Source organism: Pseudomonas sp. HMWF006 (assembly GCF_003061205.1).
Taxonomy (GTDB): Bacteria; Pseudomonadota; Gammaproteobacteria; order Pseudomonadales; family Pseudomonadaceae; genus Aquipseudomonas; species Aquipseudomonas monsensis.
Window position 1 is genome coordinate 1 of record NZ_QAIU01000543.1, and the last position, 13212, is coordinate 13212.

The 13212-nt window shown below is 59.3% G+C and carries 12 protein-coding genes; 5 read left to right on the forward strand and 7 right to left on the reverse strand.

The genetic code is table 11. The features are described 5' to 3' along the window. The 5 genes from DBR24_RS24410 to cobA form a co-directional block, all read left to right on the forward strand. A partial coding sequence (locus DBR24_RS24410; RefSeq protein ID WP_146189116.1) for a serine/threonine-protein kinase occupies positions 1-1018 on the forward strand: 1018 nt, incomplete at its 5' end. A gap of 421 nt (positions 1019-1439) precedes the next feature. Beyond that, a complete protein-coding gene (gene nirB, locus DBR24_RS24415; RefSeq protein ID WP_123463624.1) occupies positions 1440-3893 on the forward strand; it encodes a nitrite reductase large subunit NirB in 2454 nt (817 codons plus the stop codon). Continuing rightward, positions 3890-4207 (forward strand): nitrite reductase small subunit NirD, encoded by a 318-nt coding sequence (gene nirD, locus DBR24_RS24420; RefSeq protein ID WP_128616017.1) that lies wholly within the window; start codon positions 3890-3892, stop codon positions 4205-4207. The genes nirB and nirD overlap by 4 nt, the downstream gene beginning before the upstream one ends. Continuing rightward, on the forward strand, positions 4207-6918 hold the full coding sequence (locus DBR24_RS24425; RefSeq protein ID WP_128616018.1) for a nitrate reductase: 2712 nt from the start codon (positions 4207-4209) through the stop codon (positions 6916-6918). Before nirD ends, DBR24_RS24425 begins: the two co-directional genes overlap by 1 nt. Before the next feature lie 13 nt (positions 6919-6931). Then, on the forward strand, positions 6932-7699 hold the full coding sequence (cobA, locus tag DBR24_RS24430) for a uroporphyrinogen-III C-methyltransferase (protein WP_128616019.1): 768 nt from the start codon (positions 6932-6934) through the stop codon (positions 7697-7699). A gap of 62 nt (positions 7700-7761) precedes the next feature. Here the strand turns inward: cobA and DBR24_RS24435 are convergent, their stop codons facing one another. From DBR24_RS24435 to DBR24_RS24465, 7 genes are all read right to left on the reverse strand, one after another. Further along, entirely contained in the window at positions 7762-8811 is a 1050-nt protein-coding gene (locus DBR24_RS24435; RefSeq protein WP_128616020.1) for an OmpA family protein, read from the reverse strand. A gap of 107 nt (positions 8812-8918) precedes the next feature. Continuing rightward, on the reverse strand, positions 8919-9509 hold the full coding sequence (sigX, locus tag DBR24_RS24440; protein WP_011333251.1) for an RNA polymerase sigma factor SigX: 591 nt from the start codon (positions 9507-9509) through the stop codon (positions 8919-8921). Positions 9510-9596: 87 nt separating this feature from the next. Further along, positions 9597-10421, reverse strand: a complete 825-nt coding sequence (locus DBR24_RS24445) for a mechanosensitive ion channel domain-containing protein (protein WP_123463635.1) — start codon at positions 10419-10421, stop codon at positions 9597-9599. 2 nt (positions 10422-10423) lie between these two features. After that, positions 10424-10672, reverse strand: a complete 249-nt coding sequence (locus DBR24_RS24450) for a CrfX protein (RefSeq protein WP_128616021.1) — start codon at positions 10670-10672, stop codon at positions 10424-10426. Positions 10673-10735: 63 nt separating this feature from the next. Then, positions 10736-11731, reverse strand: a complete 996-nt coding sequence (locus tag DBR24_RS24455) for a zinc transporter ZntB (RefSeq protein WP_123463639.1) — start codon at positions 11729-11731, stop codon at positions 10736-10738. A 25-nt stretch (positions 11732-11756) separates the two neighbouring features. Continuing rightward, the gene (gene rraA / locus DBR24_RS24460) at positions 11757-12248 is read right to left on the reverse strand and encodes a ribonuclease E activity regulator RraA (protein ID WP_128616022.1); all 492 of its coding nucleotides are present in this window, start codon (positions 12246-12248) and stop codon (positions 11757-11759) included. A 226-nt stretch (positions 12249-12474) separates the two neighbouring features. Next, positions 12475-13212 (reverse strand): alpha/beta fold hydrolase (locus tag DBR24_RS24465; protein WP_256591794.1); only part of this gene is annotated, 738 nt, incomplete at its 5' end.

Below are 13212 nucleotides of genomic sequence, written 5' to 3' on the forward strand. Positions count from 1 at the left end.
GGACAATGCCAGTGCTTTGCTGGTGCGCGTCGATGCGCTGGGTGAAGCAAATATCGGCGATGCATTGATTCATTTGCAGCAATGGCCGCTGCCGCCGCCGCTGAAACCTGGCCAATCCTTCGAAGGCTGGCAGGTTCAGGGGATAGTCGCTCAGAGTCAGCAATCGCTGCTGTATCGGGTTGTCGATGGACAAGGCCAGACGTGGTTGCTGAAAACCCTGCCGTCGCGCAGCGCCGATGATCCTCACGCCGGGCAAGCGCTGCTGTCCGAGGAATGGTTCCTGAAACGTGTGGCCGGCCGGCACTTTCCTGAAGTCCATGCCTGCCAGCAGCGTCAGCATTTGTACTACGTGATGCGGGAATATTCCGGGACGACGCTGGCGCAGCTGTTTCAGCAGTACGGCCCATTGCCGCTGGCGCAGTGGCAGGATATTGCCGAGCGCCTGCTGCGCGCGGTGGGGCTTTTGCATCGACGGCAGATTGTGCACCGGGACATCAAACCGGAAAACCTGCATTGGGGTGACGACGGTGAGTTACGTCTGCTGGATTTTGGTTTGGCGTATTGCCCGGGCTTGTCCGAAGACGCGCCGTCAACGCTGCCCGGAACCCCAAGCTACATCGCCCCGGAAGCGTTTCGCGGTGATCCGCCGAGTGTGCAGCAGGATTTGTATGCGGTCGGTGTGACCCTGTATTTCCTGCTCACCGGGCATTTTCCCTATGGCGAGATTGAGGCGTTTCAGCGGCCGCGCTTTGGCGTGCCGGTAAGCGCCAGTCGTTATCGGCCGGATCTGCCGGAATGGTTGGCGCAGAGTCTGGAGCGTGGTGTGGCAGCGGATCCGCAGCAGCGTTTTGAAACGGCTGAAGAGTGGTTGCTGGTGTTGGAACAGGGCGAGCGGCGCAGTTTGAGCGTGCGTCCTCGACCGTTATTGGAGCGGGAGCCGCTGAAGGTCTGGCGGACGATGGCGTTGCTGGCTTTGCTTGGGAATCTGGTGCTGCTGGTTTTGTTGTTTCACAGTTGAACCGCATCGCGCCATTCGCGAGCAAGCTCGCTCCCACAGGGGATTTGTGAACACCACAGCCCCCTGTGGGAGCGAGCTTGCTCGCGAAGGCGCCCGCCCAATCACCACAAATTCAACTGCCTGAATGCCCCACGAACGAGCAACCCGCTTCGAATCAGTGCAAAAAAACCATCCTCAAAATCCGTCACCCCCAATAAACCCGCCACCGTCCCCACTTGGCACAACCACTGCATTACCCCACTCAACACACACATAAAGCCCAACCTTCAACGACGAAGGCCGGGCTTCCCGAGAGAACGGGACCAGGACAAAGGCGTCCTCGCTAGGCAACTAGCGGGACGCCTTTTTTTGTTTGCGCAAAATTTCTCGAGCAAGGCCTGACTGCCCACAAGAGGCCAGCCGCCGCTCCCCGGAGACCCTGATGAAAAAACTCAAACTGGTGATGATCGGCAATGGCATGGCCGGCGTCCGCACCCTGGAAGAACTGCTCAAACTGAGCGACGAGCTCTATGACATCACCGTCTTCGGCGCCGAACCGCACACCAACTACAACCGCATCCTGCTCTCGCCAGTGCTGGCCGGTGAGCAGACTTTCGAAGAGATCGTCCTCAACGATCTGGACTGGTACCTGGAAAACAACATCAAGCTGCTGCTCAACCGCAAAGTGGTGGAGATCGACCGGGTCAAACGTCGGGTAATCGCCGAGGACGGCACCGAAGCTGAATACGATCGCCTGTTGATCGCCACAGGCTCGACACCGTTCATCCTGCCGATCCCCGGTAACACTCTGCACGGGGTGATCGGCTACCGCGACATCGCCGACACCCAGGCAATGATCGACACCGCGAAAACCCACAAGCACGCGGTGGTCATCGGCGGTGGCCTGCTCGGCCTCGAAGCCGCCAACGGCCTGATGCTGCGCGGCATGCACGTCACCGTGGTGCACCTCGGTGAATGGCTGCTGGAGCGGCAACTGGACAAGACCAGCGGCCAACTCCTGCAAAGCGCCCTCGAATCACGCGGCCTGCATTTTCGCCTGTGCGAGCAAACCCAAGCACTCCATGACGCCGGCAACGGTCGGGTCGGCTCGGTGCAATTCAAGAACGGCGACATCATCCCGGCCGATCTGGTGGTGATGGCCGCCGGCATTCGCCCCAATACCGAACTGGCGGAAAAAGCCGGCATCCCGTGCAACCGCGGGATTCTGGTCAACGACACCCTGCAAACCTACGACCCGCGTATTTATGCCATCGGCGAGTGTGCCAGCCATCGCGGCATCGCCTATGGCCTGGTAGCACCGCTGTTTGAACAAGCCAAGGTCTGCGCCAACCACCTCGCACAATTGGGATTCGCCCGTTATCAGGGCTCGGTAACCTCGACCAAATTGAAAGTCACCGGCATCGACCTGTTCTCCGCCGGCGACTTCATGGGTGGTGAAGGCACGGAAACCATCACCCTCTCCGATCCGATTGGCGGCGTGTACAAAAAACTGGTGATCAAGGATGACGTACTGGTCGGCGCCTGTCTGTACGGCGATACGGCGGATGGCGGTTGGTATTTCCGGCAGATTCGTGAGAATCACGCCATCGGCGAGATCCGCGATCATCTGATGTTTGGGGAAAATGCGTTAGGCGATGTAGGACATCAAGGCCAGGACAAAGCCATGAGCATGGCCGACACCGCCGAAGTCTGCGGCTGCAACGGCGTGTGCAAAGGCACCATCGTCAAGGCGATCCAGGAACACGGCCTGTTCAGCGTCGACGAGGTGAAAAAACACACCAAAGCTGCCAGTTCCTGTGGTTCCTGCACCGGGCTGGTCGAGCAGATTCTGATCAACACCGTCGGCGGCGCGGCGGACGTCAAACCAAAAAGCGAAAAAGCCATCTGCGGCTGCAGCGACCTCAATCACGGGCAGATTCGCCAGGCCATTCGCGAGCAGCATCTGCTGACCATCGCGGGCGTCATGAGTTACCTCAACTGGCGTACACCCAATGGCTGTGCGACCTGCCGGCCGGCGCTCAACTACTACCTGATTTCCACCTGGCCCGGCGAAGCCAAGGACGATCCGCAATCGCGCCTGATCAACGAACGCGCTCACGCCAACATTCAGAAGGACGGCACCTACTCGGTGGTTCCGCGGATGTGGGGCGGCGTGACCAACCCTTCGGAACTGCGGCGGATCGCCGACGTGGCCGACAAGTACAACGTGCCCATGGTCAAGGTCACCGGCGGCCAGCGCATCGACCTGCTGGGGATCAAGAAGCAGGACTTGCCCGGCGTCTGGAAGGACCTCGACATGCCCTCCGGCCACGCCTACGGCAAATCTATCCGCACCGTTAAAACCTGCGTCGGCAGCGAGTTCTGCCGCTTCGGCACGCAGAATTCGACGCAGTTGGGCATCGAACTGGAACACGACCTGTTCAACATGTGGTCACCGCACAAAGTGAAGCTGGCCGTCTCCGGTTGCCCACGCAACTGCTCGGAAGCGGGGATCAAGGACGTCGGCATCATCGGCGTCGACTCCGGCTGGGAGATGTACATCGGCGGCAACGGCGGGATCAAGACCGAAGTCGCCGAGTTTTTCGTCAAGCTCAAGACCGCCGAAGAAGTCCGTGAATACAACGGCGCCTTCCTGCAGCTCTATCGCGAAGAAGCCTTTTACCTCGAACGCACCGTGCACTACCTGCAACGGGTCGGCATGGAGCACATCAAGCAAGCCGTGCTTGAAGACCCGGAGCGCCGCAAAGCCCTCAACGAACGCCTGCAATTCTCCCTGTCGTTCGAACAGGACCCGTGGAAAGAGCGTCTGGCGCAGCCGCAACTGAAGAAAGAATTCGACGTGATTCCCGTGAAAAACCTGGAGGTACCGGCATGAACTGGCTCGATATCTGTGCCTTGGATGAAATCAATGCGCTCGGTTCGCGGATCATTGCTGGCCCCCAAGGCGACATCGCGATTTTTCGGACAAGCGACGATGAGGTTTTCGCTCTTGATGACCGCTGCCCACACAAGGGCGGCCCGTTGTCGCAGGGTTTGATCTACGGTAAGCGCGTGGCCTGTCCGTTGCACAACTGGCAGATCGACCTGCAAACCGGCGAAGCCCAGGCCCCGGACATCGGCTGCGCGCACCATCATCCGGCCCGGGTCGAGAACGGCCGGGTGCAACTGGCGCTGCGGGATGCCGTCTGATGAACCGCCAGACGACCGCCTCGACCTGCTGCTATTGCGGGGTCGGCTGCGGCGTGCTGATCGAACATGACGGCGAGCGCATCCTCGGCGTCAGCGGCGATCCGGCGCATCCGGCCAACTTCGGCAAACTGTGCAGCAAAGGCTCGACCCTGCACCTGACTGGCGACCTTGCGGCGCGCGCGCTGTACCCGGAACTGCGCCTGGGCAAGGGCCTGGCGCGCAGCCGCACCGATTGGGAAACCGCACTGGAACACGCCGCCAACGTATTCGCCGAGACCATCGCCGAACACGGCCCGGACAGCGTGGCGTTCTATATTTCCGGTCAGTTGCTGACCGAGGACTACTACGCCTTCAACAAACTCGCCCGGGCGCTGGTCGGCACCAACAACATCGACAGCAATTCACGGCTGTGCATGTCTTCGGCAGTGGTTGGCTACAAGCGCAGCCTCGGTGCCGACGCGCCCCCGTGCAGCTACGAGGATCTGGAACTCAGTGATTGCGTGATGATCGTCGGCAGTAACATGGCCTACGCACATCCGGTACTTTTTCGTCGGCTTGAAGAGGCAAAATCCCGCCGCCCACAGATGAAGGTCATCGTCATAGATCCCCGCCGCACCGACACCTGCGACTTGGCGGATCTGCATCTGGCCATTTTGCCGGGCACCGATGTCGCTTTGTTTCATGGGATTTTGCATCTGCTGTTGTGGGAAGACTGGATCGATCGCGACTTCATCAAGGCGCACACCGAAGGCCTTGCCGAGTTGAAGAACCTGGTGCGCGATTACACCCCGCAAATGGTTGCGCAACTGTGCGGGATCAGCCTCGAGCAATTGCAGCAATGTGCTGAATGGGTGGGCACGTCAGCGAGTTTTCTGTCCTTGTGGTGCATGGGCTTGAACCAGTCCACGGCCGGCAGCGCGAAAAACAGCGCATTGATCAATCTGCATCTGGCCACCGGGCAGATTGGCCGTCCGGGAGCAGGACCGTTCTCCCTTACCGGTCAGCCGAATGCCATGGGCGGGCGGGAAACCGGCAGCCTGGCGAATCTGTTGCCCGGCCATCGAGAGGTCGCCAACCCGCAACACCGCGCCGACGTGGCGCACTACTGGGGTGTAGAGCGGCTACCGGAAACCCCCGGGCTCAGCGCCATCGAACTGTTCGAGCAGGTGCGCAATGGCAAGATCAAGGCGCTGTGGATTGCCTGCACGAACCCGGCGCAATCGCTGCCGGATCAGAGCGCGGTGCGGGCAGCGCTGCAAGCCTGCCCGTTTGTCGTACTGCAAGAAGCCTTCCGCACCACCGAAACCGCTGCGTTCGCCGACCTGCTCTTGCCCGCTGCCAGTTGGGGCGAGAAGGAAGGTTCGGTGACCAATTCCGAGCGCCGTATTTCCCACGTGCGCAAAGCCATTCTCCCACCCGGTGAAGCGCGAGCGGATTGGTCGATCACGGTGGACTTTGCACAACGGCTGGAGAAACGCTTGCGCCCCGAGGCGCCAAGCCTGTTTGCCTTCGATCAATCCGCGCAGTTATTCGATGAATACAAACTGCTGACGCGCGGTCGGGATCTGGACTTGTCCGGAATCAGTCACGCCTTGATTGATGAGATCGGGCCGCAGCAATGGCCCTTCCCCATCGGCGCCCGAAAAGGGACGGCGCGCTTGTACGCAGACGGCATTTTTCCTACGGCCAACGGGCGCGCTCAGTTCATGGCCGAGCCTTACCGAGCTGCCAAAGAGCAGCGTGATGCGCGCTTCCCGTTGACATTAATCACCGGGCGCCTGCGTGATCAGTGGCACGGTATGAGCCGTACCGGTACGGCTGCTCAATTGTTTGGGCATGTCAGCGAGGCGCAGTTAAGCCTGCATCCGGATGAATTGCGTCGGCATCGCTTGCAGCCAGGCGATCTGGTCAACCTGAAAAGCCGCCGGGGCGCCGTGATCGTTGCTGTTGGCAGCGACGACAGCGTGCGTCCGGGACAGGCGTTTTTACCCATGCATTGGGGCGATCGTTTTCTCAAGGGCGGTGTGAACAATCTGACCCAACCGGCGTTCGACCCGTTGTCGAAGCAACCGGAGCTCAAACACAGTGGCGTGCGCCTGGAGAAAGTGGACTTGCCGTGGCAACTGTTCGCCCTGATCGAGGGCGATGTTCAACGGCATATCGAGGCCCTACGCCCCCTCTGCGAGGCGTTTTCCTACGTCAGTCTCAGCCTTGTCGGACGTGAACGATCAGCATTGCTGATACGCGCAGCCAGCCACGAGGCACCGGATGCGCCATTGCTCGGTGAAATCGACCGATGCCTTTCGCTCAGCGACGGCCCGGTATTGGCCTACGACGATCCGCGCCGTGCCATTGGCAAGCGTGTGCGCATTGAAAACGGCCGGATCACGGCGATTCGCCTCGCCGGCGAAACCCTCGCCCAGCATTGGCTGCAAGGGTTGTGGCTGGAAGGCCGTGCGGATGAACAACTGCGGCGCTGGCTGCTGGCGCCCATGAGCACGCCGCCGGGCAGTGCCGGGGCGCAAATGGCTGTGGATAAAACCCTGTGCAACTGCAAAAACGTCAGCCTCAACGCAGTCTGCGCCGGCATTCGCCGGGGCATGGACCTGCAGGGTCTGAAGAGCCAGCTGGGCTGCGGCACGCAATGCGGCTCGTGTGTCCCGGAAATAAAACGCTTGCTGGCTGCCAACCTGCAGCCAGCCGTCATCTGATGAGGAACACACCATGAATGCGAAAGTCTGGCTGGTGGGTGCAGGGCCGGGTGATCCGGAACTGCTGACCCTCAAAGCGGTACGCGCCTTGCGCGAAGCCGATGTGGTGCTGATCGATGACCTGGTCAACGGCGCGGTGCTGGAACACTGCCCTGCCGCGCGCATCATTGCGGTGGGCAAACGGGGTGGATGCCGATCGACACCGCAGGCCTTTATCCATCGACTGATGCTGCGCTATGCCCGCCAGGGCAAGTGCGTGGTGCGGCTCAAGGGCGGCGATCCGTGCATTTTCGGACGTGGTGGTGAAGAGGCACAGTGGCTGCGTGAGCGTGGCGTTGAAGTGGAATTGGTCAATGGCATCACCGCCGGGCTGGCCGGGGCGACGCAATGTGATATTCCGCTGACGTTACGCGGCGTGGCGCGTGGGGTGACACTGGTGACTGCACACACGCAGGACGACAGCCAGTTGAACTGGCAGGCACTGGCGCAGGGCGGCACCACGCTGGTGATTTATATGGGCGTGGCCAAGCTGGGCGAGATTCGCGATCAACTGTTGGCGGGCGGGATGGCGGCGGATACGCCGGTGGCGATGATCGAGAATGCGTCGTTGCCAGCGCAGCGCGAATGCCGGAGCAATCTGACGTCAATGAGTGACGATGCGTGCAGGTTTGAACTCAAGAGCCCTGCCATTCTGGTGATCGGCGCAGTGGCGGCTGTTGTTGAAGATCAAAAGATCGCAGCCTGCGGCAGCACCTGCACAGGGACCGCGTGCGTCTCGTAAGCCCAAATCGCAGGCAAAGAAAAGCCCGGCCTGAGCCGGGCTTTTCTCGGAGCGGCAGCTAATTACTTAGCTTGAGCTTCAACCTGCGCTTCTACGCGACGGTTTACAGCACGGCCAGCTTCAGTTTTGTTGTCAGCAACTGGGCGGGTTTCGCCGTAGCCGATCGACTGAACGCGGGACGATTCAACACCGTACTGGTTGGTCAGAACTTGCTTAACGGCGTTTGCACGACGCTCAGACAGTTTCTGGTTGTAAGCGTCAGGACCGACGGAGTCAGTGTGACCTTCAACAGTGGTGTGAGTGGCTGGGTACTGCTTCATGAAGTCAGCCAGGTTCTTGATGTCAGCGTAGCTGTTTGGCTTGACGACCGACTTGTCGAAGTCGAATTTCACGTCCAGCTCTACACGAACAACTTCAGCAACTGCTGGGCAGCCATCAGCGTCAACAGTTACGTTGGCTGGGGTGTCCGGGCACTTGTCAACGTTGTCGCAAACGCCATCGTTGTCGCTGTCGGAGCAGACTTCAGCCGGAGCTGGAACTGGAGCAGCAGCTGGCTTGCCGCCGCCACCGAAGTTCACACCCAGACCAACCGATGGAGCGTAGTCCCAACGGCCGTTGTCCAGTTTGTAGTCAGCTTCTACGCCAGCACGGGCGAAGAAGTTTTCGGCGAAGTAGTACTTAACGCCAGCGCCTGCAGTCAGGAAAGTCGACTGGTCGCGACCGGTGTGACCGTCAGCTGCTACGTTGGTCAGAGTGCCGTGCTTAACGCCACCTTCAACGTATGGACGCAGAGCGTCGCCAGCGTTGTTGAAGTGGTATTGAGCGGTCAGACCAAAGTTGTCGCCTTTGATTTTCTGGCTGCCGGTGCCATCGTTCGAACGGGTGTGGTTGTTACGATCCCAGCCGAAGTTGATCGAGACGTCATCGGTCAGGAAGTAACCGATTTTGGCGCCTGGGTTGAAGCCGTCTTCGACATGATCAATGCTGTCGTTGTACTGCTTCTTGTAGTTGATCTCGCCTTCAACTGCGCCTTGGCCTTGTGCCAGTGCGCCGAACGAAGTAGCGGCAATAAGAGAACCAATGGCCAAGCCCAAGGTGTTTTTCAGTTTCATCCGTTAAATCCCCATCTGGTGATTGTGAAGCAGTCCCGCAAACCGGGGGACAACTCGGCGGCAAGTCTATCAGAACTTGCCTACACGTAAGAGATATTTGCGCTGAACTAAGTTTCAGCAATGCCTGCAAATTTCTCACGCAATTTATCTAGAGCACGTTTGTACCGCATTTTTGTCGCACTCAAACCCATGTGCATGATGTCTGCGATCTCCTGAAACTCCAGTTCTGCGACAAATCGTAGCACCAGAATTTCACGGTCAATCGGGTTCACATACACCAGCCAGCGATCGAGTCCGCCCTTCTCCTCGGGTTTCGGCGCCTTTTCTTCCGACGCTTCTTCCAGGGGGTCCAGACTCAAAGCGTCCATCAAGCGACGCTTGCGCCGTTCCTTCCGATACTGCGTGATGCATTCGTTGTAGGTGATGCTGTAAAGCCAGGTTTTGAACTTCGATTTCCCCTCGAAGTTCTTCAGGCCGTACAGCACCTTCAACATCACTTCCTGACAGACATCGTCTGCGTCGCGATCGTTCCCAAGATATCTCGCACAAACGTTAAATAATGTTCGCTGGTAACGCCGCATCAGCTCTTCATAGGCGCGCGTAACGTGAAACAGCTCGGTATGCGAGCGCGCGACCAACTCCTCATCAGAGAGCTCACGGGGGTCATAGCGCGTGGATAGCGTTTGGGCTTTATTCAAAACAAGTCGTGCCGACAGTCAGGTCAATGTCCGCCGCTACCCTCTCAGGGCATTTTGCGGCGGCATACATTAGCAGGGTTTGCCGGGTTAGCGGCTACTCACATGCTGTTCCAGCAGGATCCGATTGGAGAGTGAGACTAGCTCACCCTCATCGGTCAACAATGTGGTTTTAACCGTGCCGATCTCCTCGATCTGGCCTTCGACCTCACCAACACGCACTTGTTGCCCAACCTGATACAACTCACGCACATAGATTCCCGCAAGAATCTGACCGGCAATTTCCCGGCTGCCCAGCCCCATTGCCAGCGCAACCGCCAGACCAACGGTAATCAAAACGATGACGATCACATGGTTCAGCAGGTCGGTCTTGACCTCGAGCTGGCTGATTGCGACCGAGATGCTGATGATGATCACCAACCCTTGGGCAATTCGACCCAAACCCGAAGCGTAGTCCAGCCCTACGCCTTCTGCCGCCCCGCGCACCAGCCCGTTGGCCAGCTGAGCGAGCAAGACACCCACCAGCAGCACCAGGCCAGCGCCGAAAACCTTCGGCAAATACAACGCCAGCATGTCGAGCGTAGCTGAAACTCGCTCAAGCCCAAGAGACTCTGCCGCAGAAACCAGAAAAATCAGCAGAACGAACCAATAGACGATTTTGCCGATCAAGGTCGAAATCGGTACCTGCAAACCCGCCCGCGACATCAATTTGGTCAGTCCGGTGCCGCCCATCAGGCGATCAAGGCCCAGTTTGGCGAGCAATTTGGACAGCAAGGTATCGAGCAGCTTCGCCACCACGAAACCCAACAGCAGCACCACCAGGGCGCCGAACAGATTCGGAATGAAGTTGGCGACTTTGGTCCACAACGCAGTCATTGCAGTGACGAGGCTCTGAGTCCAGAGATCAAGTTCCATATTCAATCAGCCTTATCAGCAGTGCGGTCAGCAGGTTTACGAAGACGGGAAACCGGCGAGACGTGGGCCGATCCGTTATTCAGGGCGATCATCAGCGCGGGCAGCCAACGGCCCAGCAGGCTGAACAGATCACCGGCGCCAACCTGGCGGTTGGCGGTTTTGAGTACGCGGCCCAGGCACGCGTCGTCGTCGCGGCCGGACGGCGAGGCGTTGAGCATGTCGCGCAAAGACTGTTCAAACGGATCGTGCATACGCACCTCTCGTGATGTCTGTGAAAGACGCGGGCAGATTTGGTCGGGTCACATGCGCCATCTTCATACCCAGCGCAAACGACGGAATAACCACCACTGACCGCAGGCCAGGGCGAGTACCGTCAGACAGGCAATCAGGAAACCATAAGGGCTGCTGGAGAACGGGATACCGCCGACGTTTATGCCCAGCAGACCGGTGATGAAACTCATCGGCAAAAAGATGCAGGTGATGATCCCGAAGCGGTACATGGTGCGATTCATGCGCTCGCTCAAACGCCGGTCTTCGGCCTCCAGCACAAGCCCCACGCGCTCTCGGGTCAATTCGAGCTCTTCGAGATAGCGGGTCAGGCTGTTGTTGAGTTCGTTCCAGTAATCGGCATCGTCATCGACAAACCACGGCAGTTTTATCCGCGTGAGTTGTCCGAAAATATCCCGCTGCGGTGCAAGAAAACGCTTTAGTCCGGCCGCCCGACGACGGATGTGCAAAATGGCGCCATGCTCGGGAGTATACCGTTCGTCGGCATCCATCTTTTCTTCTTCCTCATCGGCGATTTCCGAGAGGCAAGTGACCAGATCCTGCACCTTGTTGGTGAGGAACTGCGCCAGATAAAGAATGAGTTCGGAGGAAGTTTTCGGGCCTTTGCCGTCCGCCAGTTGAGCCAGCAACTCATCGGTGGCACGCAATGGACGCAGACGCAGGGAGATCACACGTTGGGCGCTAGCAAAAATCCGCACCGAAACCATGTCTTCAGGTTCAGCCCCCGGATTGAGGTTGACCCCGCGCAGAAACAGCAGCAGCTCGGAATCGGGCAACGGCAACAGACGCGGACGGGTGTTCTCTTCCAGCAGCAAGTCGCAGGTGAACTCATTGAGTCCACTGGACCGACGCAGCCAGGTCTGGGTTTGCGGATGGCTGCGATCCCAGTGCAGCCACAGGCTTTCATGCGCCTGCAGCTGCAAATCGTCGAGCTCGGTCCGGGCTATCGAACGCGCACCGCCTTTACCGTCCAGCACCAGGGCATGCACCAGCCCCCATTGCGCGTTTTCTTCCTCGAACATCCGCATCCCTTGGTCGTACCGCAGTTTATTCAGGCATCTTCAGCGGACTCGGCGAGACGATCACGCCGTTGTTGTCCGCATAAATGTACTGGCCGGGGTGAAACGTCACGCCCGCGAAGGTCACCGGGACGTTGAGGTCGCCGATGCCGCGTTTTTCAGTCTTCTTTGGATGGCTGGCCAGGGCCTGAACGCCCAGATCGGTCTGCGCGATCACGTCAACGTCACGGATGCAGCCGTAGATCACCAGCCCTTCCCAGCCGTTTTTCGCAGCTTTCTCGGCAATCATGTCGCCCAGCAGCGCACAACGCAGCGAACCGCCGCCATCGACCACCAGCACCTTGCCATTGCCCTGGTGTTCGGCTTGTTCTTTGACCAGCGAGTTGTCTTCGAAGCATTTGATGGTCACGATTTCGCCGCCGAAGGAATCACGGCCGCCGAAATTGCTGAACATCGGTTCCAGCACCTGCACCAGCTCCGGATAGGCGTCGCACAGGTCAGGCGTGAGGTAATGGTTCATCGAAAAACTCCTGTAACAAGGAAGACGATCAAGGATGTCGCACTCTGTTGAAACGAGTCCCGGCGGTCGCTGTTTACCTTAGTTCATGCAATGGTCGCTGAACGAACCTGAACAATTGCTGAAACGTAATAGCTAAACAGCCACTAAATATGACCAAAATTGCACAATGCGTCATATCTTAGCCGCAAGCCGATCTGAACGAAATGGCCTTTTCAGCGCCTGCAGCTCAAACCGCCGCGGCCAGGTCCGGTTTCTCGCCCAGCAGTGGCGTGTGCTGATCCTGCAGCCAGCGAGCAACCAGTGGCCAGACTTCGGCCTGCGCCGTTTTGCTGACCAGCATCTCGACATGCCCGAAGTTGTCGCTAAAGCCCTGCTCACGCCCCAGGTTGACGAACTGTTTGTGCTCGGAACCGATTTGCTCGAACAGCTTGCGACAGGCCCACGCCGGGTCCTGATGATCTCCCGCTGCCGTCACCGCCAGCACCGGCACCTGAACCTCGGCGAGACCGGCCCACCAATCCTTGTCCTTGTCGCCAAAACGGCCGAACAGGCCGTACCAGCGCATGCTTTCCAGCGCCAGACCGATCGGCTCGTCTTCCGGACCGCGCTTGAGACGCGAGCCGGACAATTGCGCGAAACGCTTGAGAATGAAGCGCCCGCTCCACTCCACTGGCGGGATCTTCAGCGGCCAGTAGGTGCGGCTGACCTGGGTGCCGAAAAACGCCGCAGAAGCTACGGCAGGCTCGCCAAGGTATTCGCCGCCGAGCGCCGCCGCCAGGGTGATGCCGCCCAGCGAATGGCCGATCCAGTGCGGCACCTGCCCGCTCTGCTCGCGCACGAACGCGGCAATCGCCGGCAGATCGTAACGGGCGTAGTCAGCCACACGATTGCGGCGGTAATCCTCATTGCGCTGCGACAGGCCGTGGCCGCGCATCTCCGGGATCCACACGTCGTAGCCCAGACG